The 21,083-nt window shown below is 62.0% G+C and carries 22 protein-coding genes; 12 read left to right on the top strand and 10 right to left on the bottom strand.

The features are described from left to right. Nucleotides 1-10 precede the first annotated feature (10 nt). Complete coding sequence (locus ACEN42_RS16915) at nucleotides 11-1,819, top strand: VWA domain-containing protein (RefSeq protein WP_371881908.1); 1,809 nt, start codon at nucleotides 11-13, stop codon at nucleotides 1,817-1,819. A gap of 677 nt (nucleotides 1,820-2,496) precedes the next feature. Next, nucleotides 2,497-3,069, top strand: coding sequence for a DNA-3-methyladenine glycosylase (locus tag ACEN42_RS16910; protein ID WP_250484940.1), 573 nt, complete (start codon nucleotides 2,497-2,499; stop codon nucleotides 3,067-3,069). A 4-nt stretch (nucleotides 3,070-3,073) separates the two neighbouring features. Here the strand turns inward: ACEN42_RS16910 and ACEN42_RS16905 are convergent, their stop codons facing one another. From ACEN42_RS16905 to ACEN42_RS16890, 4 genes are read right to left on the bottom strand one after another with little or no spacing between them, the layout of a single operon-like run. Next, a complete protein-coding gene (locus tag ACEN42_RS16905; RefSeq protein ID WP_371881907.1) occupies nucleotides 3,074-4,264 on the bottom strand; it encodes an ABC transporter substrate-binding protein in 1,191 nt (396 codons plus the stop codon). Nucleotides 4,265-4,298: 34 nt separating this feature from the next. Beyond that, on the bottom strand, nucleotides 4,299-5,012 hold the full coding sequence (locus ACEN42_RS16900; RefSeq protein WP_371882239.1) for an ABC transporter ATP-binding protein: 714 nt from the start codon (nucleotides 5,010-5,012) through the stop codon (nucleotides 4,299-4,301). Continuing rightward, a complete protein-coding gene (locus ACEN42_RS16895) occupies nucleotides 5,003-5,776 on the bottom strand; it encodes an ABC transporter ATP-binding protein (RefSeq protein WP_371881906.1) in 774 nt (257 codons plus the stop codon). The genes ACEN42_RS16900 and ACEN42_RS16895 overlap by 10 nt, the downstream gene beginning before the upstream one ends. After that, complete coding sequence (locus ACEN42_RS16890; RefSeq protein ID WP_371881905.1) at nucleotides 5,773-7,653, bottom strand: ABC transporter permease; 1,881 nt, start codon at nucleotides 7,651-7,653, stop codon at nucleotides 5,773-5,775. The genes ACEN42_RS16895 and ACEN42_RS16890 overlap by 4 nt, the downstream gene beginning before the upstream one ends. A gap of 538 nt (nucleotides 7,654-8,191) precedes the next feature. On the opposite strand from ACEN42_RS16890, the gene ACEN42_RS16885 reads away from it, so the two are divergent. Continuing rightward, the gene (locus tag ACEN42_RS16885; protein ID WP_035507325.1) at nucleotides 8,192-9,526 is read left to right on the top strand and encodes a glutamine synthetase family protein; all 1,335 of its coding nucleotides are present in this window, start codon (nucleotides 8,192-8,194) and stop codon (nucleotides 9,524-9,526) included. Nucleotides 9,527-9,540: 14 nt separating this feature from the next. Further along, entirely contained in the window at nucleotides 9,541-10,917 is a 1,377-nt protein-coding gene (locus tag ACEN42_RS16880) for an aspartate aminotransferase family protein (RefSeq protein ID WP_371881904.1), read from the top strand. Here ACEN42_RS16880 and ACEN42_RS16875 read toward each other — a convergent pair. Next, the gene (locus tag ACEN42_RS16875) at nucleotides 10,901-11,797 is read right to left on the bottom strand and encodes a LysR substrate-binding domain-containing protein (RefSeq protein ID WP_371881903.1); all 897 of its coding nucleotides are present in this window, start codon (nucleotides 11,795-11,797) and stop codon (nucleotides 10,901-10,903) included. The genes ACEN42_RS16880 and ACEN42_RS16875 overlap by 17 nt on opposite strands. A gap of 68 nt (nucleotides 11,798-11,865) precedes the next feature. Further along, nucleotides 11,866-12,819 carry a 2-hydroxyacid dehydrogenase gene (locus ACEN42_RS16870; RefSeq protein WP_371881902.1) on the bottom strand — a complete coding sequence of 318 codons (954 nt, stop codon included), beginning with the start codon at nucleotides 12,817-12,819 and terminating at the stop codon, nucleotides 11,866-11,868. Between the two features lie 307 nt (nucleotides 12,820-13,126). Between ACEN42_RS16870 and ACEN42_RS16865 the strand changes: the two genes are divergently transcribed. After that, nucleotides 13,127-14,515, top strand: coding sequence for an MFS transporter (locus ACEN42_RS16865; RefSeq protein ID WP_371881901.1), 1,389 nt, complete (start codon nucleotides 13,127-13,129; stop codon nucleotides 14,513-14,515). Between the two features lie 134 nt (nucleotides 14,516-14,649). After that, a complete protein-coding gene (locus ACEN42_RS16860; protein WP_371881900.1) occupies nucleotides 14,650-15,072 on the top strand; it encodes a nuclear transport factor 2 family protein in 423 nt (140 codons plus the stop codon). Between the two features lie 25 nt (nucleotides 15,073-15,097). Here ACEN42_RS16860 and ACEN42_RS16855 read toward each other — a convergent pair whose 3' ends face one another. Continuing rightward, nucleotides 15,098-15,733, bottom strand: coding sequence for a TetR/AcrR family transcriptional regulator (locus ACEN42_RS16855; protein ID WP_371881899.1), 636 nt, complete (start codon nucleotides 15,731-15,733; stop codon nucleotides 15,098-15,100). A 167-nt stretch (nucleotides 15,734-15,900) separates the two neighbouring features. On the opposite strand from ACEN42_RS16855, the gene ACEN42_RS16850 reads away from it, so the two are divergent. The 4 genes from ACEN42_RS16850 to folE all read left to right on the top strand — a co-directional run bounded on the left by ACEN42_RS16850 (nucleotide 15,901) and on the right by folE (nucleotide 17,805). Further along, nucleotides 15,901-16,332 (top strand): SgcJ/EcaC family oxidoreductase, encoded by a 432-nt coding sequence (locus tag ACEN42_RS16850; protein WP_371881898.1) that lies wholly within the window; start codon nucleotides 15,901-15,903, stop codon nucleotides 16,330-16,332. Between the two features lie 15 nt (nucleotides 16,333-16,347). Further along, nucleotides 16,348-16,791: a VOC family protein gene (locus ACEN42_RS16845; RefSeq protein WP_035507307.1), complete on the top strand. Its 444-nt coding sequence runs from the start codon at nucleotides 16,348-16,350 to the stop codon at nucleotides 16,789-16,791. Between the two features lie 77 nt (nucleotides 16,792-16,868). Then, on the top strand, nucleotides 16,869-17,072 hold the full coding sequence (locus tag ACEN42_RS16840) for a hypothetical protein (RefSeq protein WP_035507304.1): 204 nt from the start codon (nucleotides 16,869-16,871) through the stop codon (nucleotides 17,070-17,072). Nucleotides 17,073-17,154: 82 nt separating this feature from the next. Continuing rightward, nucleotides 17,155-17,805 carry a GTP cyclohydrolase I FolE gene (folE, locus tag ACEN42_RS16835; protein WP_371881897.1) on the top strand — a complete coding sequence of 217 codons (651 nt, stop codon included), beginning with the start codon at nucleotides 17,155-17,157 and terminating at the stop codon, nucleotides 17,803-17,805. Between the two features lie 57 nt (nucleotides 17,806-17,862). Here folE and epsC read toward each other — a convergent pair whose 3' ends face one another. After that, complete coding sequence (gene epsC / locus ACEN42_RS16830) at nucleotides 17,863-18,864, bottom strand: serine O-acetyltransferase EpsC (protein ID WP_371881896.1); 1,002 nt, start codon at nucleotides 18,862-18,864, stop codon at nucleotides 17,863-17,865. Nucleotides 18,865-18,990: 126 nt separating this feature from the next. Continuing rightward, nucleotides 18,991-19,224, bottom strand: a complete 234-nt coding sequence (locus tag ACEN42_RS16825; protein WP_371881895.1) for a hypothetical protein — start codon at nucleotides 19,222-19,224, stop codon at nucleotides 18,991-18,993. 283 nt (nucleotides 19,225-19,507) lie between these two features. Here ACEN42_RS16825 and ACEN42_RS16820 point away from each other — a divergent pair, with 283 nt between their 5' ends. Continuing rightward, nucleotides 19,508-20,131: a DUF3005 domain-containing protein gene (locus ACEN42_RS16820; RefSeq protein WP_371881894.1), complete on the top strand. Its 624-nt coding sequence runs from the start codon at nucleotides 19,508-19,510 to the stop codon at nucleotides 20,129-20,131. Nucleotides 20,132-20,197: 66 nt separating this feature from the next. On the opposite strand, the gene ACEN42_RS16815 is transcribed toward ACEN42_RS16820, so the two are convergent. After that, nucleotides 20,198-20,359 (bottom strand): hypothetical protein, encoded by a 162-nt coding sequence (locus tag ACEN42_RS16815; protein ID WP_187607986.1) that lies wholly within the window; start codon nucleotides 20,357-20,359, stop codon nucleotides 20,198-20,200. 169 nt (nucleotides 20,360-20,528) lie between these two features. Between ACEN42_RS16815 and ACEN42_RS16810 the strand changes: the two genes are divergently transcribed. Continuing rightward, nucleotides 20,529-20,984, top strand: coding sequence for a hypothetical protein (locus tag ACEN42_RS16810; protein ID WP_187607987.1), 456 nt, complete (start codon nucleotides 20,529-20,531; stop codon nucleotides 20,982-20,984). Nucleotides 20,985-21,083 lie beyond the last annotated feature (99 nt).

Below are 21,083 nucleotides of genomic sequence, written 5' to 3'. Positions count from 1 at the left end.
GTTCAGATTCATGACGATTTCGTCGACGCTCCGCTCATGCAGCCGGCTGCCGAAAAGCGCAGAGGGCAGCGTCGCGATGATGTTCGCGATGTGCGCGAGCATCATGATCGGGTCCATGTGCGTGTCGCTCGACTCGATCGACTATGTGATGACGCAGGGCCGCATGCAGATGGCGCTCGATGCCGCCACGCTGTCGGCGGGCGTCGATCTCCAGCGCTACGGCAACACGCCGACCGGCACCAGCCTCGCGAACTGGCAGAAGGACGCGCGCGCGTACTACGATGCCAACAGTCCTTCCGGCGTGCTGGGCTTCGCCATGCCTGACGCGAGCTTCAGCGCGAGCGTATCGGGCGCACCCGCCACCGGGCAGACCATTCATCTGTCGGCGTCGGGATCGCTGCCCCTGCTCGCGCCGAAGGTTTTCAGCAACACATCGGGTAGCGGCTCCGGCACGGGCTCTGGCGGCGGCGGGACATCGCCGGATACGTCGACGGTATCGGCGAACAACACCGCCCTGCGGCTGCCGCAGAGCACGCTCGAACTCGTGATGGTGCTCGACAATACGGGTTCGATGAAAGACCCCGCGAACGGCGTGTCCGGTCCGACCAAGATGAGCGGCCTGCAGGCCGCGGCCAACTCGTTGATCGGCGATCTGCTGCCGAGCGGAAGTACCTCCGCCAGCAAGAACTTCATCGGGCTGGTGCCGTTCGCGAGCACCGTCAACACGACGGGCGCGCTGCCATCCGGCGGAAGCTGGCTCAGCGCGACGCTGCCGACCTACAACACCAGCAACGTGACGACGGGCGCGTGGAACGGCTGCGTGATCGAGCCGCGCACCAACAACAATCTCTCGCCCGAAGCCTACTCGCCAGGCGACCCGCGCAAGTTCCAGCGCTACTACTACAACGTGCCGCCGAGCAAGCTGAAGGTGGTCACGTATAGCTCGTCGAGCCGGTATAACTCGTGCAATACGTCGGGCAGTTCGTCGTCGACTGTGTCGAACGTGCCGTTCACTATCGGCTCGTCGGGCTCGGCGAACAAGTGCAATAGCCCGAGCGGCGGCACGGGCACGGGCATCGGCACCCAGTTCGACGAGACCAACACGACGGGGCAGAACCTGACGCAGAATTCGGGCTGCCTCGCCACTTCGATGACCTTTCTCTCGCAGAACGCCACCACGCTCACCACGGCCGTCAACAAGATGACGCCATCGGGCTCGACGATCATTCCGGTCGGGCTCCTGTGGGGCTGGCGCATGCTGGAGCCGACGTGGTCGCAGAACCTCGCGGGCACGAAGAACGGCTGGACTTCAACCGACCCGAGCCTGCCAAAGCCCACCGATGGCTCCGTGCAGAACCTGCAACGCGTGATGATCGTGCTCACCGATGGCCTGAATCAGATCGGCGCGGCGGGCTCCATTCCCAACACGCTGTATTTCAACGGCCTGTCGGGCGTGGGGAACAACAGCCTGTCGGCGCCGACGGTGATCCGGGCCAATGGCAACAAGATGACGGACGGGCTCACGGACTCGTCGGAGCTGCATGGCGGCAGTCCCATCGACACTTCGAGCGGCAACAATGCGGGCTACCCGGACGATGCCAACACCTACCAGTTGGCGATCTGCTCGGCGATCAAGGCGGCGGGTATCACGATCTATTCGATCACGTTCGGCGCATCGGCGTCGAGCTCGACTGCGCAGACCACGATGCAGAACTGCGCGAGTCCGGGTAACTATTATCACGCGCCCGATAACACCACGCTCGATAATATCTTTCAGCAGATCGCTGGTAATTTGGGGGTGCTGCGGCTTACGAAGTGACACGCTGGCGTTTGGGCTTTTTCTTTTCGCTGGATCCCGGTTTCGTGTCGGTCTATTTGCACTGCCCCTGTGCGGGGCGGCAGTCACTTTCTTTGCTGCTGCAAAGAAAGTAACCAAAGAAAGCAGCTTTCCCCAGCCTAAGCACTTCACACCGGCCGCGGCACAGGCGATTGGCCTAATGGCCCGGCAGTAGCGAGTGCCCTCGAAGGTCTCGCGGGGCTTGGACCGCGCACGGTCTGACAAGCTAGAACGTTTAGCGCGCTGGTTCAGCACCAAATAGCTCCGGCACAGCGCTACGCGCTGCCGTGGGGTATGCGAGGGAAACCATCGAGGAAGAACCACACGCAAACCCGATTGACCGGTCGGCCGCGTAGCGGGCTGGAGCTATCTGGTGCTGAACCAGTTTGTTCTGTGGTGCGATGTGTCAGACCGTGCGCGAGCCAAGCCCGATGGGGCCTGTGAGGGCGACACTTAGGCGAGGGCCACCGGCGGCTGGCAAGCATGGCTAAACTGCGTGTGACCGCGGGCGGTGAGAAGCTGCTTTCTTTGGTTACTTTCTTTGCAGCAGCAAAGAAAGTGACTGCCGCCCCGCACAGGGGCAGTGCTAATAGACCGACACGAATACGGGATCCGGCAACAAACCAAATCCACCCTCACCCGCGGCTAAAATACCGCTTGTGAACAAGAAGCCCAAACCCATCGACTTCAGAGCCTCGTCCGAGATCGTCGCGCAACGCCTCATCGGCGCGATCGTGACCGTCGACGGTGTCGGCGGCCGTATAGTCGAAACGGAAGCCTATGACCGCGTGGACCCCGCCTCGCATAGCTTCTCCGGACCAACGCCGCGCAACGCGGTCATGTTCGGGCCGCCCGCCTACGCCTATGTCTACCGTTCCTATGGCATTCACTGGTGCCTGAACTTCGTGTGCCGCGAGGCCGGCCACGGCGCCGGTGTGCTGATTCGCGCGATCGAGCCGCTCGTCGGCATCGACGTGATGCGCGAGCGTCGTGGACTGGAGCCGATCAGACTTCTATGCTCCGGACCGGGCCGTGCCGCCCAGGCGCTCGGCATCACGCACAGAAACAACGGCATGTCGCTGCTCGAAGCACCGTTTCATATCGAGCCGCCCGAGGAAGACTTCCCTATCGTGCACGGCCCGCGCATCGGCATCACCAAGGCGATCGACGTGCCCTGGCGCTTCGGGCTTGCCGGTTCGAAGTTCGTCAGCAAGCCCTTCCCCAAAGCGTGACGCGTCATTCCGCCGGACGCAGCTTCTTCACTTCTTCATCCGATGGCTGCACGCTCGCGCCATCGACATAACGGAACGATGTCATCACGCCCTTGCCGTCCTTCTGGCCCGTCACGCCGACATACGCGCCCATCGTCGATTGATTGTCCTGCTTGCGATAGGTGATCGGGCCGAACGGCGTATCGACCGGCAAGCCCTTGAATGCGGCGGCGAGCTTGTCGGCGTCGGGCGAGCCGGCTTTCTTCAGGCCGTTGGCGATCGACATCATCGCCGTATAGCCGACGACCGAGCCCAGGCGCGGATAGTCGTGGTACTTCGCCTCATACGCGGCGACGAATTTCCTGTTCGCCGGCGTATCGATCGAATACCACGGATAGCCCGTGACGATCCAGCCGACCGGCGCTTCCTTGCCGAGCGGATCGAGATAATCCGGCTCGCCCGTCAGAAGCGACACGACCGCGCGATCCTTGAAGAGTCCGCGCGTGTTGCCTTCGCGCACGAACTTGCCGAGGTCCGCGCTGAACAGCACGTTGAAGATGGCGTCGGGCTTCGCATCGGCGAGCGCCTGCGTCACCGCACCCGCATCGACGTTGCCGAGCGGCGTCGCCTGCTCCGCGACGAATTCGACATCCGGTTGCGCCGCCTTCAGCAAGCGCTTGAACGTGGCCACCGCCGACTGGCCATATTCGTAGTTCGGATAGACGAGCGCCCAGCGCTTCTTTTTGAGCTTCGCGGCCTCGGGCACGAGCATCGCGACCTGCATGTACGTCGATGGGCGCAGACGATAGGTGTACTTGTTGCCGTCCTGCCAGACGATCTTGTCGGTGAGCGGCTCGGCAGCCAGGAAGAAGATGCGCCTTTGCTTCGCATAGTCCGCAAGCGCCAGGCCCGTGTTCGACAGATAACCGCCGAACAACAGCTTCACCTGCTCGCGTGCGACGAGTTCCTGCGCGACGCGAACGGTATCGCCGGGATTGCCGTTGTCGTCGCGCGAGACGACTTCGAGCTTGTTGCCATCGATGCCGCCCGCCGCGTTGATCTCATCGAGCGCGAGATTCCAGCCGTTCTTGTACGGCAGAAGAAATGCAGGTTGTGCCTTATAGCTATTGATCTCGCCGATCTTGATGGTATCGGCATGCGCGGCGAATGCGAGACTCGCCGCAATGGCGGCGATGGTAAAGCGCAGTGGCGTCATCGGGTTTTGTCCTCTCTGTTTGGATTCGATTCGTTCATACGCCAAGGAATTCGCGGCGCGCGGCATCGTCGCGTGCGAATGCGTTCATCGCGCCTTCATGGCGTATCTGGCCTTTCTCCAGCACATACACGCGGTCGCTCACGAGTTCCGCGAAGTGCAGGTTCTGTTCCGACAGAAGAATCGCGAGTCCTTCGCGCTTCAATTCGAGAATCATATCGGCCATCTGTTCGACGATCACCGGCGCGACGCCTTCCGATGGCTCGTCGAGCAGCACGAGGCGCGGATTGCCCATCAATGTGCGCGATACGGTGAGCATCTGCTGCTCGCCGCCACTCATGCGGCTCGCGCGGCGCTCGCGCATTTCGCCGAGATTCGGGAACACGCGAAAGAGCTTGTCGGGCGTCCATAGCGGCGCGTTCTCACGCGGCGGCTGGCGGCCCGTGTCGAGATTCTCCATGACGGTGAGATCGCCGAATACGCGGCGATCTTCCGGCACATAGCCCAAACCCCTGCGCGCGACGCGATACGGCGCCATGCCCGCGATGTTCTCGCCCATGAACGACACAGTGCCCGATGTTCGCGGCAAGAGTCCCATCACCGCTTTCATCGTCGTGGATTTACCCGCGCCGTTGCGGCCCATCAACGCGACCACTTCACCGCGGCCGACTTCGAAGCCGACGTCGAACAGGATCTGCGCGCGGCCATAGAACGCATTCAGCGCTTCGACTTTAAGAAGCGTCATGTCGATGCTCCCGCGCGCGGCGCGAACGATGCGCCCGTGCCGAGATAGACCTCGCGCACGCGTGCATCGTTGCGGATGGCTTCGGCGTCGCCCTGTGCGATGAGGCGGCCACGCGCAAGCACGATGAGCGTGTCCGCATGCGAGAACACCACGTCCATGCTGTGCTCCGTGAACAGCACGCCGATGTCGCGCTCTTTCGCGAGACGCGCGGTAAGCGCCATCAGTTCATTGCGTTCCTGCGGCGCCATGCCCGCGGTCGGTTCGTCCATCAACAAAAGCTTTGGATGATTCGCCAGCGCGATAGCCAGTTCGACACGCTTCACGTCGCCGTATGCGAGCACCGCGCAACTGCGCCGCGCATGCGCCGTCATGCCGACGAGATCGAGCAAGGCCATCGCTTCATCTTCCCTGAACGACGCGGCGCGCCCGAAAAGACTGTAGATGCGTCGTTCGCGCGAGAGCAACGCCATCTGCACGTTTTCGAGCACGGTCATCGAATTGAAGGTCGCGGCGATCTGGAACGTGCGGCCCACGCCCCTGCGCCAGATATCGCGTGGACGCATGCCCGCGATGTCGTGGCCGTCGAAGCGGATCGCGCCCGCGCCCGGTTTGAGCTGGCCGTTGATCATGTTGAAGCACGTCGATTTGCCCGCGCCGTTCGGGCCGATCAGCGCGAGCAACTGTCCTCGTTCGAGATCGAACGACACGTCGTCGACGGCCTGCACGCCATCGAATGACTTCGACAGATGCGCGATCGAAAGCAGCGTCATTGCGCCTCCCGGAAGAAGCGATCGCGCACGAAGCCCGCGATGCCTTGCGGAAACGCGATGACGAGCACGAGAATCGCGGCGCCGAGCAGCGCTTGCCAATAGTCGGTCTGACGCGCGACGGTATCCTGCAGCCACGTGAACACGCTCGCGCCGACGATAGGACCGGCGAGCGTCTGGATACCGCCGAGCAGGACCATCACGAGGCCATCGACGGAACGGCCCACGCTGATCGCTTCGGGCGAGATGTTGCCCTTCGAGAAGGCATACAGCGAGCCCGCGAGTCCGCATACGAGCGCGGCGACGACGAACGCGGCCCATTGCACGCGCGCGACATCGATGCCGATCGCTTCGGCGCGCAAGGGGGAATCGCGACCTGCGCGCATCGCGAGGCCGAGCGGCGAGAAGAGCATGCGGCGCAGCAGCCAGACGCCGATCACCGCGAACACGAGTGTGAGGTAGTAGAACGCGACAGGCGATGCAAGCCACGGCGACGGCCAGATACCCAGTATGCCGTTGCTTCCGCCCGTCACGGCATCCCATTGAAAGACGACGGACCAGACGATCTGCGCGAACGCGAGCGTGAGCATCGCCAGATAGACGCCCGACAGGCGCACGCAAAACCAGCCGAACACGATCGCGCCGATGCCCGCGATGAGCGGACCGAGCACGAGCGCGGCTTCCATCGGCAGCGCGAATACTTTGAGGAACAACGCCGCGCCGTATGCGCCGAGCCCGAAGTAAGCCGCGTGGCCGAACGAATGCATGCCGCCCGGTCCCATGATGAAGTGCAGGCTTGCCGCGAACAGCACCGCGATCATGATCTCGACGAACAGCACGGGCATGTACGGGAACGCATCGGCGGCGAGCGGCGCGAGCGCAAGCGCGATTCCCGCGACAGCCGCGGCGATCTTCATGTTGCGCGTGGCGGGACGCAAAGGCCGGTCGGCGGGCGCGGCCGAACGTGCGATCGCCTGCGCACGGCCGAAGAGTCCCCACGGACGCAGCACGAGCACGACGGCCATCACGACAAACTCCGCGACGAGCGTGAATTTCGACAACGAAAAGTCGATGCCTGCGATCGACACATGCCCGATGCCGATGCACATCGCCTTGATCTCCGCGATCAATAGCGCAGCGACGAACGCGCCCGGAATCGAACCCATGCCGCCCACCACGACGACAACGAATGCATTGCCGATGGTTTCGATATCCAGCGACAGATTCGCCGACATGCGCGGCACCTGAAGCGCGCCGCCGAGCCCCGCGAGCAACGCGCCCACGAAGAACACGCCGGTGAAGAGCCACGCCTGATTGACGCCGAGCGCGCCGAGCATCTCACGATCCGCGCTCGCCGCGCGCACGAGCGTGCCCCAGCGCGTGCGCGTGAGCGCATACCAGAGCGCGAGCAGCACGAGCGGCCCGATGACGATCAACGCGAGATCGTAAGCGGGCAACGCATGGCCGAGCATCTGCACGGCGCCTTCCAGATGCGGCGCACGCGGGCCGAACAAATCCTCCGGTCCCCACACATAGAGCGCCGCGTCGCGAATGATCAGGACCAGCGCGAACGTGGCCAGCAGATGAAACAGCTCGGGCGCGCGATAGATGCGCCTCAGCACGCTCACTTCGATCAACGCGCCGATTGCACCGACGACGAGCGCCGCGCCGATCATCGACGCCCAGAAGCCCGCGACGCTCTCGCCGAAGCGGCTCGTGAGGCTATACGCGACATACACGCCGAGCATATAGAGCGAGCCATGCGCGAAGTTGACGATGCGCGTGACGCCGAAGATCAGCGACAGACCCGACGCGACGAGAAAGAGCGCGCAGGCGTCGGCGAGGCCGTTGACGAGTTGGACGAGCAGGTTGGCGAGCATCGGGCTCAGTGAAGGTATCGGCTGAAAGAGCCGACATTATCGATGAATTGAGCAACATGCTCCCTGCCCGCCGAAATGACCACGGCGCGCGGCCGCTGGAAAAAACGTATTGACGGCGTTTATGGCTTGTATATGCTCATTGAAGGGCAATTGTCGGTATCCGCAATCGCTCTGCCAATCCACTCGCCAAACGAGTCTTATCGTGAGAGTCCAAAGCCCTCTGGCACGTCGGAGCCGCGGCTCCTGCGCCGATCGCTGCGGCAAGTTTCCCGATCGCCGCTTCCATTCGGTTCTGACCGTCCTCTCCCGCCGCTGCGTGCGGCGTCGCAACGCCATTTCCGCGCGCGCGTTCATCGCCGTGCATTGCGTCGGTGCGGCTTCGCTGCTGCCGTAGCGCCTCTTCCGTTTTCCCTTTCCTGACTGACTGGTCCGCGCGCGTGCGTCCGCACGCGTGAATGCGCGCGCCTTTCTTCTTTGCGCCTTCGATGCATCGCGAAGGCCGTGGAAGCATGCGCGCCTTTAAAACACGAGAACGAAAATGGAACGCATCGACGAATTCCTTCGCAAACATCACATCACCGAAGTTGAAGCAATCATTCCCGACATGGCGGGCACCGCGCGCGGCAAGATCATTCCGCGCAGCAAGTTCGAGTCGGGCGAATCGATGCGCCTGCCGCAAGCCGTGATGATCCAGACGGTCACGGGCGACTATCCCGTCGATGGCAGCTTCACCGGCGTCACCGATCCCGACATGGTCTGCGTCCCCGATCCCGCGACGATCCGCCTGATTCCGTGGGCCACCGATCCCACGGCGCAGGTCATCCACGATTGCGTGCATTTCGACGGCACGCCCGTCGCGATTTCGCCGCGGCGCGTGTTGCGGCAAGTGCTGCAGAAGTTCGCCGCGAAGGGCTGGCGTCCTGTCGTCGGACCCGAGCTGGAGTTCTTTCTCGTCGATATGAATCGCGATCCCGATCTCCCCTTGCAGCCGCCCGTCGGCAGAACCGGGCGCGCGGAAACGGGACGACAGGCATATTCGATCGATGCAGTGAACGAGTTCGATCCGCTCTTCGAAGACATCTACGAGTACTGCGAGGTGCAGGAGCTCGAAGTGGATACGCTGATTCACGAAGTCGGCGCTGCGCAGATGGAAATCAACTTCATGCATGGCGACGCGCTCAATCTCGCGGACCGCGTGTTTCTCTTCAAGCGCACGGTGCGCGAGGCGGCGCTGCGCCACAAGATGTACGCGACCTTCATGGCGAAGCCGATGGAGAACGAGCCGGGATCGGCGATGCACGTTCATCAGAGCGTCATCGATGAAGAGACCGGCCGCAATCTCTTCACGAATCGCGACGGCGAACCGACAGGCCTGTTCCATAGCTACATTGCGGGCCTGCAGAAATATACGCCCGCGTTGATGCCGATCTTCGCGCCGTACATCAATTCGTATCGCAGGCTATCGCGCTTCATGGCCGCGCCGATCAACGTGCAATGGGGCTACGACAACCGCACCGTGGGCTTTCGCGTGCCGCATGCGTCGCCGCAGGCGCGGCGCATCGAGAATCGCATACCGGGCGTGGACTGCAATCCCTATCTCGCGATCGCGGCGACGCTGGCCGCGGGTTATCTCGGCATGACGCAGCATCTGGAGCCGACCGAGCCGCTCGCGAGCGATGGCTATCGCCAGCCTTATCAGTTGCCGCGCAATCTCGATGAAGGTCTCACGCTGATGGGTGCATGCGAGCCGCTTGCCGACATGTTCGGCGAGAAATTCGTGCGCGCCTATCTCGCGCTGAAGGAAACCGAATACGAAGCGTTCTTCCGCGTGATCAGCTCATGGGAACGCAAACATCTTCTGCTGCACGTTTAAAGGGAGACGACGACATGAACGATCGATTCGATTCGACGGCGCAATACCGCGCGCTCGATGCCGCGCATCATCTGCATCCTTTCTCCGATATGGGCGCGCTCAATCGCGCGGGCAGCCGCGTGATCGTGAAGGCCGAGGGTGTGTATCTGCAGGACTCGGAGGGCAATCGCATCATCGACGGCATGGCGGGATTGTGGTGCGTGAACGTCGGCTATGGACGCCGCGAACTCGCCGATGCCGCGTTGAAGCAGATGCACGACCTGCCCTTTTACAACACCTTCTTCAAGACGACGCATCCGCCGGTGATCGAATTGTCCGCGCTGCTCGCGGAGATCGCGCCCGCGAAGTTCAATCGCTTTCTCTATTGCAACAGCGGCTCGGAAGCCAACGATACGGCGTTACGCGCGGGGCATCGATATTGGGCCGTGCAAGGCCGGCCGGCGAAGCGTTATGTCATCGCCCGCACGAATGCGTATCACGGTTCGACCATCGCAGGCGCGACGCTCGGCGGCATGAGCTACATGCACGAGCAGATGCCATCGAAGATCGAGCATGTCGTGCATATCGATCAGCCGTATTGGTTCGGCGAAGGCGGCGCGATGGATGCGGAAGCATTCGGCCTCGCGCGTGCGCGTCAGCTCGAAGAAAAGATCGTCGAGCTGGGCGCTGAAAACGTCGCGGCGTTCATCGGCGAGCCGTTCCAGGGCGCGGGCGGCGTCATCTTTCCGCCATCGAGCTATTGGCCGGAAATCGAACGCATCTGCCGCAAGCATGATGTGCTGCTCATTGCCGATGAAGTGATCGGCGGGTTCGGGCGCACCGGCGAATGGTTCGCGCACGAGCACTTCGGTTTCGAGCCTGATGTCATCACGATGGCCAAAGGGCTCACAAGCGGCTATGTGCCGATGGGCGCGGTCGCGTTATCGGATCGCATCGCGGATGCGATCGTGAATGGCGGCGAGTTCAATCACGGATTCACGTATTCGGGGCATCCGGTAGCGGCCGCGGTTGCGGTGGCCAATCTGAAGCTGTTGAGGGACGAAGGCATCGTCGCACGCGTCAAGCACGATGCAGGTCCGTATTTCCAGAAGCGTTTGCGTGATGCGCTGGGCGATCATCCTATCGTCGGCGAGATTGCGGGCGCGGGGCTCGTCGCGGGCATTCAGCTTGCCGAAGATCGTGCAACGAGGAAGCGCTTCCCGAACGGCGACGATATCGGCACAATTTGCCGCGACTTTTGTTTCGCGGGCAATCTCGTGATGCGCGCGAGTCACGATCGCATGTTGTTGTCGCCGCCGCTCGTCGTCACGCATGACGAGATAGACGAGATCGTCGACAAGGCCAAAGCGGCCATCGACGCAACCGCGCATCAGATCAGGAACGCCGCTTAGCGAAGTATTCCGCCACCATGTGCCTGAAGGCCGTGACGGCGGGATTGTCCTGATCGGAACGCCATGCCATGCTCATTTCGGCCTGCACGGTATTGCCGGCGATATCCCGGAACTCGACATTGTCGTAATGAAATCGCCGCGATGACGCCGGCAGGATCGAAACGCCGAGCCCCGCGCGAACGAGCGACAGAATGGTCGGCGTCTGATCGATGTATTGCGTGAAGTGAGGCTTCACTTCATCGGCGACGAGCATGCTCACGATGCGATCGTGGAAGTATTTGCCGTGCGTCGGCGAGTGCATGATGAACGCCTGCTCGTGCAACTGCGCAAGTTCGAGTCGATCGAAGCCGCACAGCGCGTGTCCTGCCGGCAGCGCGACGATCATCGGCTCGCGATCGACGAGAAGGAACTCCACTTTCTGCCGCGACGGCAGCGGCCGCATGAAGCCGAGATCGATTGCGTTCGCCTCGAAAGCTTCGATCTGCGCGACGGAAATCATTTCGAGCAATACGACATCGATATCCGGCAAATCGTGCTTCGCCGCGACGAGCAATTCGGGTATCAGCTCATAACCTGCAGCGCCCGTGAAGCCGATGCGCACGCGCCCTGTCTTGCCCTTGTTCGCGCGCCGCACCGTGCTTTCGGCCTGCTCGGCCAGATTGAGCAGGCGCGCCGCATCCGCGAGAAACACGCGCCCTTCGGTGGTCAGCCTGACCGTGCGGCCGACGCGCTCGAACAGCTTCACGCCCAGATTCTCTTCGAGCAGATGAATCTGCCTGGAAAGCGGCGGCTGCGTCATGTTGAGCAAAGCGGCCGCGCGCCTAAAGTTCAGCTCCGTCGCGGCCGCAACGGAGCAACGCACTTGTCCGAGATCGAGCATTCGTAATCGACGTTGAAGTGATAGCCGATCATTATATGTTCGCCCCGGACGGATTTTATGCGCGTGCGTCAGGTCGTGAGACTGCCTTCCGGACGCTGACCCGCGAGACCCTGCGCGAGACTCGCGAGCACCATCTCGCCCATCGCCGTACGCGATTCCACCGTCGCGCTCGCGCGATGCGCCTGCAGCACGACGCGATCCATATCGAACAATTCGGCCGGCACGTTCGGTTCATCGACGAACACATCGAGGCCCGCGCCCGCGATCGCGCCACGCGACAGCGCTTCGACGAGATCGCTTTCCACCACGAGCTTGCCGCGCGCGATGTTGATGAGATAACCGTCCTTGCCCAATGCATCGAGCACGGCGGCATTTACGATGCCTTTGGCCTTATCGGCCGCGGCGGCGAGCACGAGAATGTCGCTTTCGCGCGCGAGCGAAAGCAGATCCGGCACGAAGCGATAATCGACATCGTTCATCTGGCGCATATCGGTATAGGCAATCGGGCAGTTGAACGCGGCTGCGCGCTGCGCGATCGCGCGGCCCACTTTACCGAGACCCACGATCCCCACACGCTTGCCGCTGAAACGGCGCGACAGCGGAATCGCGCTCGGGCTCGGGTTCTTCACCCATTGGCCCGTCTTCACGAAATCGTTGCCGGGGCAAATCTCGCGCAGCGCGGTCAGGATCAAACCGATCGCGAGATCGGCGACATCCTCGGTCAACGCGCCGAACGTGCCCGTCACCGGAAGGCCGCGCGAGCGTGCGAATTCGAGATCGACGGCATCGGTGCCGACGCCGTTCACAGCGACCACCTGCAACGCGGGCAAGCGCTCGATGAGATCGTTCGAGATGCCTGTATGCCCGCCGGTAATCACGCCGCGAATCGATGCGCCGTGCTCGCGGATATACGCGTCCTTATCCTCTTGTTCGAAGAGGCGATGCATCGTGTAGAGCGCATCCAGCTTGTCGTTGATGGCGGGTACGAGGATCGGGTTCAATTGCAGAATGCTCGGCTTCAATTCGCGTGCTCCGTGGTGTTCGTTTCCGATGTGGAGCGGATGATGTCTGCTTTTGCCGAAGGCGTCCAATCCCAAAAGGCTATCAATTGATCCACGAATCGATCGATTCAATCCGGGAATCAGGTAATAGCAATAAAAGATTGGACGCTATTGCGCACCCTATCCACAATTCGAAGCATCAGAAGGCATATCGACAATAAAGCCTTGAAAATGAAATCGGAGACAACAGCGTGAGCCTGCGCCCTACCCGCATTGCATCGATTCGCCTCCTTCAAGTCGCAGCGCAAGCAGGACGGGAGGCATCGTGATGAACAACGCCGACGGCATCATTGCTCCTTCGAAGGCCGAACCTGTCGCGGAGAAACGCACGAAGCACCGCTGGGTCGTGATGGGACTGATCTTCTGCATCTGGGCGATCGCGTGTGCGGATCGCGCCAACTTCGGCATCGCGTTGCCGTATCTGAAGAAGGAATATCACATCACCAACACGCAAGCCGGTCTGATCGTGAGCCTGTTCTCGTTTGCGTATGGCTTCGTGCAGATTCCCGTCGGACTGCTTTTTAAGCGGCTCAGCGACAGGACCACTGGCTTGCTGTTCTCGGTCTTCATGATCCTCACTTCCGTGTTCACGGGATTGATGGGCACCACGTCGTCGGTCATTCTGCTGATGACGTATCGCGTAGGGCTCGGTTTATCGGAAGGGCCGCTCGGCATCGGCTGCACGAACGTCATCAATCGCTGGTTTCCCGCGAAGGAAAAAGGCACGGCCACGGGCTTGTGGATCGCGGCATCGAAACTCGGACCGCTGATCGTGCCTTCGGTATGCATCATCGTGATTCAGTTGTGGGGATGGCGCGAGATCTTCTATGTGTTCGCGGTGCCGGGCATTCTGCTCGCGGTGGTGTGGATGTTCTTCGTCACCAATTCGCCGGGCGAGAACCGCTTTTGCTCGCCCGCCGAACGCCGCTATGTCGCCGATGAAACGACCGTCGGCGGCAACGACGGCAAGTCGCTGTCCCGCGCGCACATGACGCCGATGCCCCGGCTCGACGCGATCAATCGCACGAAGCGCGTGCCGCAGCTCGAAACGATTCGTCAGGTGTTCGGCTCGTGGAATATCTTCGGCATCGCGCTCGGTTATGGCTGCATGATCGGCATCAGCAATATCTTTATCTCGTGGATTCCCACTTATCTCGTCACGGTGAAGGGCTTTGCTTCGGTAAAGATGGGCTTTCTCGCATCGGCGCCGTTCATCGGCGCGGTGACGGGCAACATGCTCGGCGGCATCATCTCGGACCGCCTGCTCGGCGGCCGCCGCAAGCCGATGATGATGCTCGGCGCACTCGGCACGATGATCATGACCTTCCTGCTCATCGATGCACCCGACAGCGTCGCGTACCTCGGCGCAGCGCTGATGCTGGCGGGCCTCATGCTCGGCATCGGCTTCGCGGGTTACTCCGCATATCCGATGGGCCTCGCGACCAAAGCCACGTATCCGACGGCCTTCGGCATCGTGAACTCGCTGGGTCAGATCGGTGGCGCGTGCGCGCCGCTGGCGGTCGGCATGCTGCTCGACAGCTATAGCTGGACCGCGGTCTTCCTGTACATGGTCGGAACGGCGGCGCTGTGCCTGTTGCTGCTCTTCAGCGTGGTCGAACCGATAGCCGATGAGACCCGGCCGGCGAAGTCGAAATAAGCAGGTGAATCGCGCCGCCCGATGCGGCGCGTTTCTTTTTCAGCGAACGCAAAATTCATCGTTTCACGAAAGCCTCTCCTCATTCGCGCGCGACCCCGGCATAGTGACAGCTTCATCGAAACCGGGAGGTCAGCGTGACCAGATTAAACGAAGCCGTACAGTCGGCACAACAGATCGAAGCAGTGCTGAAGGCATGGGCCAAAGCCGCGGCAACGAAAGACGCGCGCAACATGAGGCCGTTCTACGCGGACGATGTTGTCGTGTTCGATATCTTTCCACCGATCGCTCACCAGGGCGCCGAGGGGCATTGCGCCGTCTGGCAAGGCTGGTTCGACAAGCTCGATGGACCGATTTCGTTCGAACTCGAGAACGCCGTCATGCAGGTGAACGGCGATCTCGGCACGGTGTTCTGCGTCACCCGGATCAATACCGGGCAAACGCATGATCTCGTCAGAACCACGCTGGTCCTGTCGAAGATCGACGAAGACTGGCTGATCAGTCACGTCCATACTTCGGTGCCGCTTCCCGTGGAACTGGTGCCTTCGGTAACGCACTGAAGCCACGTCCCGCGCGACACATGCTTCAAAGCCCGCTTTCGACCATATCGAGCAGGCGCCCGGCAAGCGGCTCGATCTGCGCGCGCTTCAACCCCTGCAACGGGCCTTCGATCACGAGCAGCGCGAAGCCATGCACGGCGCTCCACGCGAGATATTCCGCTTCTGGCCTGCGCGTCGCTTCGAGCGCGCCCGCGTCCACCATCTCGTCCAGGGCGCGACTGAGCAACTCAAACGGATCGAGTCCGCTCGGCCCCGCGCCATACGTCCCGTCATGCTCTGCCCATTCCGCTTGCGGCGCCACGAAGGCCGTGCGGAAGAGCCCCGTTTCCGTCTGCGCAAAGCGCAGATAACCTGTTCCGATAGCCCGCAATCCCGCGCGTGCCGCATCGGCGCGGCGACGCTTTTTTGGGCGCGCCGCCAGTTCCTCTTCCATCGCCTGCGCAACGAACGACAGCGCCGCAGAGCGCACCGCCGATAGCAATTCCTGACGGCTCTCGAAGTGACGATAGGCCGCATTCGGAACGACGCCCGCGCGACGTGTCGCCTCGCGCAGCACGATTGCACCCGGCCCGCCTTCGCGCGCCAGCTCGATGCCCGCATCGATCAGCGCGCGTCGCAAATCCCCATGCCGGTAGGTGCTGCGCGGCTTGCCATTTGTCATTTTGATTCGTCGGGCTTTCCATATGTGGACACTGTCCATTATCTCTGCTACTTTTTGTGGACGGTGTACACAACGCAAAAAATAATTCCGTGTCGGTGCTTGCCGTTGCTTTGTCACGACGCGGCGGCATCGTGTGCAATGCGGACCATCATACGAAGGAGGCAGCCATGACAAACCAGAACGATCGTGCGCATGCGAATGAAGATGTCGCGCGTATTCGCGAACTGATCGAAGCGTGGCGGCAGGCCGTGCTCGCGAAAGACGTCGATGCGCTCGCCAGCCATTACGCGCCGGATGTCGTCGTGTTCGATGTCGTGCCGCCCGCGTCTATTCGAGGCGTCGAGCACTATCGCGAGAACTGGCGGCGCTGGTTCGACAGCATGAAAGGCCCGCTCGCGTTCGAGATGCGGGAAGTGGAAGTCGCCGCGAGCGGCGATCTGGCTTATGCGCACACCGTCAACCGCGTCGCCGTGGGCGAGCAGGAAGACATCGTGCGCGCCACCGTGTGCTTCAGGAAGATCGACGGCGACTGGCGTGTCGTGCATGAACACGCATCGGTGCCGCTCGTGATGGACATGGACCCTGACGAGAAGTCATAAACCCAAGGAGCAGACATGCAAGTGCAACCCTATTTGTTTTTCGAAGGCCGCTGCGAAGAGGCGATCACGTTCTATCGCGAGAATCTGGGCGCGCAAGTCGTCATGATGATGCGCTACAGCGAAAACCCGGAAGCCGGCAAGGCTGAAACGGCCAGCGGCTGCGGCATCCCGCCGGGATCGGAAAACAAGATCATGCACTCGGCCTTCACCGTCGGCGATTCCATGCTGATGGGTTCCGACGGCATGTGCAGCGGCAAGCCGGAGTTCAAGGGCGTATCGCTCTCGCTCACGGTCGACGACGAACAGCAGGCGGAAAAATACTTCAACGCGCTCGCCAACGGCGGGCAGGTGCAGATGCCGCTGACGCAAACTTTTTTCGCCAAGCGCTTCGGCATGGTGGCCGACAAGTTCGGCATTTCGTGGATGGTGCTCGGCGGCGTCGAAGGCAAGCCGGCGTGATCTTGCAGTACGTCCAATCGCCGCCTGGAACGCGTCTTGCGCGCCTTTCATCGCATCAATTCGAAAGGAGCCGCGACATGAGCAATTACGCCGGACGTTCTCAGGAAGACCGCATCGCGCAGCGCAAGGGCAAGCAGCAAACCTCGCAGGAACAGCCGGGCGGGCCGATGGCCGAGCCCGGCACGCAACCCGACAAGGATCACAGCAGCGGCCAGTTGTCAGAGGAAGGCAAGCAGGCATGGCGCACGGGCTCGGGCATCGATGGCGGCGGAAAAACCTGACACGCATATCGATCTTCGGAAACGTGGAACAATGGCGGGGTGCCATATGCACTAATTGCATCTTGACTGACAGGAGCTTTCGATGAGCGCCCCGCGCAAAAACCATCTTTCAGGCTCGGACATGCCCGCTGACACAGCCGATCGTCCGACCCGCGAGGAAGCCGAAGCCGCCGTGCGTGTTCTGTTGCGCTGGGCCGGCGACGACCCGAAGCGCGAAGGTCTGCTCGATACACCGGGCCGTGTCGTGCGTGCATATGAAGAGTTCTTTGCGGGCTATACGCAAAATCCGCACGAAATCCTCGCGCGCACGTTCTCTGAAGTGCAAGGCTATGACGAGATGATCGTCCTCAAGGACATTCGTTTCGAAAGCTATTGCGAACATCATATGGTGCCGATCATCGGCCGCGCGCATGTCGCGTATCTTCCGAACAAGCGCGTCGTCGGCATTTCGAAGCTCGCGCGTCTCGTCGATGCTTTCGCCAAGCGTCTGCAGATTCAGGAGAAGATGACCGCGCAGATCGCGGATACGCTGAACGAGGTGCTGCAGCCGCTCGGCGTCGGCGTCATTCTCGAAGCCTCGCATCAATGTATGTCGACGCGCGGCGTGCACAAGGCGGGCGTCTCGATGGTCACGTCGCGCATGCTCGGTTCGTTCCGCGACGATCCATCGACGCGCCGCGAATTTCTTTCCATCGTCAGCGATCAGAACGCGTTCAGCGTGTCGAACACGTAACGGCTATCGCCAACACGCGCACGTAAAAAAAAAGGGCCTCGCGGCCCTTTCGTCGTTTCATGCGCCGAATCCGTTGCCCGGCGCATCGGGCCCGCTGCCCTCGCGTATCTTGCCCTGCGACACGTTGCTGCCCGGCGGCACGCTATGCGTGAGCCACACATTGCCGCCGATGACCGAACCTTTGCCGATGGTCACGCGGCCAAGAATGGTTGCGCCCGCGTAGATCACGACATCGTCCTCGACGACCGGATGCCGCGCGTTGCCTTTGACGAGCGAGCCATCGCTCATCGAAGGAAAGCTCTTCGCGCCGAGCGTCACGGCCTGATAGACGCGCACATGCTGGCCGATCACCGCGGTCTCGCCGATCACCACGCCCGTGCCGTGATCGATGAAGAAACTCGGCCCGATGGTCGCGCCCGGATGGATGTCGATGCCCGTCAATGAATGCGCGATCTCGTTGATGAAGCGCGCGAGCAGCGGCACGCCGAGCTTGTGCAATGCGTGCGCGAGACGGTGATGCGTCATCGCCCAGATGCCCGGATAGCACAGCAGAATCTCGGTGATGTGCTGCGCGGCCGGATCGCCCGTGAACGCGGCCTGAATATCGCTGACCAGCAACGCGCGAATCTGCGGCAACTGCGAGCCGAATTCACGCGCGATCGCGAAGGCATGCGCGGAAAGCTCGGCATCGCTCGTATCGCGATGCTCGGGCAGGAAGCGCAGCGCACGGCGAATCTGTTCGTGCAGCAGACGCAAGTTGCTTTCGAGCGTCTGGCCGACGTAGTAATCGACGCTTTCGTCGGTCAGATCGGGCGCGCCGTAATGCGTGGGAAAAAGCGCCGAGCGCAAGCCGTTGACGATTTTGACGATCGCGTCGCGTGAAGGCAGTTCGCGTATGCCGAGCGGATGCCGTGTGCGATGCAGTTCTTCGCGCGACTGGCGCAAGTCCGCGACGATCTGCGCGAGGCCCCACTCGTGAGGCGTGTCGCGTGCGGTGTCGCGGGATGTTTCGATGGGCGGTAGGGTGCCGGGCGTGGGCGTGTTCTGCATGTCGGCCATGAAGCAAGAGAAACGGCCGCCGCGCTCGTGCACGACGGATGAAACATCAAGGGTAACCCGTTTTGGAGAAGCCTGCCGCCCGGCGGCCCGCGCGCCGGTGGTCCCGCTGTTTCATCCGGACATCGCTCACACTGTCACGTTGCTTGCGTCGATCCAGCGCACGGCCCAGTCGCGCGCGTGCGCGATGGCATCGGCCTCGCTGCGAAATCGCAGGTCCGATGGGAAGAAGCGGTTCGCGACGAGTTCGCCATCGCTCGATCGCGAGATCACCACATACGGCTGATAGCTGCCATCTCCGGCCCGGGCGGGCGCGCAGTTTAGAAGGTAGCCTCGATGTGAGAAGGCTGCATCGTGTTGCATGAGTCACCTGTGTGAAAGTGCCCTGCTCGTTCGAATCGCATTGCTCTTCTTCGACGGCAGCGAGACGCGCCCTCCTGATTGCTCGCATCTCTTTCTGTTGCGCTTTGCCGCCGACAGGTTCCAAATAATACTTGCAGGAAATCGGCTTGGGGTCGAAAAAAAAGCCTGAAATTTTGGGTATCCGATAAGGCGCCCTCCGGCAAGGCTCGCGGTTCCGTCGCCAAATAGCCGGAACGAGTCTTGCGTGCGGGCTTGGTCAATTCAGGTCCAACGGAGCAATGCGATGAGCAACGATGAATCGAACCAGACGCAGCAGACGCAGGACAAGCAGAAGGATCAGATCGCCGCTAGCCCGATCAAAACGCCCGCCGCGGAAACGGCTCACGTGAAGATGAGCGACGCGATGAAGGTCGCATCGGGTGGCGAAGCGCATGCGAGCGCAGGCGCTGCCGTGAAAGCGGAAACCACGAAGGAAGGCATGCATGTCGGTCCGCAGGGTCTTTATGAAAAGCCGCCGCGCGGTGTCGATGTCGCCAACGACGACGGACCCGATGACACCGTCGATGCCGACGCGAAGAGCATCCACGCGCGGCGCGAGGCGGAGATGCTCGCACGCGAGCCGGACTCGGTCATCAACTCGAATGCGACGCCGGTGAACTACGTGCCCGAACCGGGCGACGGCCTCGGTGGCTTCGACAGCCGTCCTGGACGCAATGGCGTCCTGCTTGCGCTCGAACGCGGCTATCGCCTGATCGATCGCGGCATGGTCGCGCCGACGGTGCCCGAGGTCGAAGACAAGTTCCGCTTCGAAGGCCGTGATCCGCATGGCCACACCTTGCGCGGACGCAAGCACTATGCGCTCAATCACATGCGGCCTTCGCGGCTGTTCGAACTCGAGCGTGGCTGAAGACGCAGTTCCTTCATAAGCAAAGAGCCGCATGGAATATGCGGCTCTTTCTGCCTTCAGTTGCGTTCAGCGCTCCTGCTTTTTGTTTTTCTCTTCATCATCGGATTCGATGCGCGTCACGCCGCCCGTCGCGGGCGGATCGCTTGCGGGAAAAGTGTCTTCGACAGCCTTGTCCAGATCGTCTTCGTCACGTTCCGAATGAGGACGTTGTTCCTTTACGTTGTTCATCGCGCTCTCCTGTGGTCGTTAAGTCGTCAATATGATGGGAAGCAATACGTGTTCCCCGGAGCAGGCACGGCGTATGCGCAGTGAGACGGCCAACGAAGCACCGCATCGCAGCAAATGCGATCCCGGCCAACAAGACGACCGCCCGGAATCGACCAAGGGGAAAGACCAGATGACGACGATTCACGCCTACGACGCCTGTCCGCCGGAATCCGAGGAACCGGCGCAGCTTCAGACGACGACCCGCCACACCGTTACGCCCGAGCAGCGCTTCACATCCGCGATCGCGTGCCTCGGCGCGGCCTACGCGCTCTCCTGGGCGGAGTTCGCGCTGACGCTCGCGATCGGCCTTCCCGGCGATGCGTCGAGCCATCCGCTCGCGGCATCGGTCGCTTCGCGCGTGCTGGTCGGCTTGCTGTACGTGTGCGTCGCGTCGCGGCTGCAATGGGCGCGCTGGCTCGCTGTCGCGCTCGGTTTCGCTTCGGTCGCGCTCGTGGCGCCCACGCTCGCGCTGCAATGGCATGTATTCCCGGCGGCCGCGTTCGTGAGCGGCGCGGGACTCGTCTGCAAGTTCGCGGCATCGCTCTATCTTCTTTCGCCGATGCCCGCGCGCCTCGCCACTCGATAGCCATTCGAAACCGCCGCTTTGCAATCCTTGAAGCGGACGCGCCTTTTTCGCGCGTCCGCTCGCTCGCACAATGCAAAGTTCATCAACCGTTGCGAGCTC

This window comes from Caballeronia sp. S22 (assembly GCF_964261745.1).
GTDB classification, from domain to species: Bacteria; Pseudomonadota; Gammaproteobacteria; order Burkholderiales; family Burkholderiaceae; genus Caballeronia; species Caballeronia jiangsuensis.
This window is presented reverse-complemented; position numbering and strand designations above follow the sequence as displayed.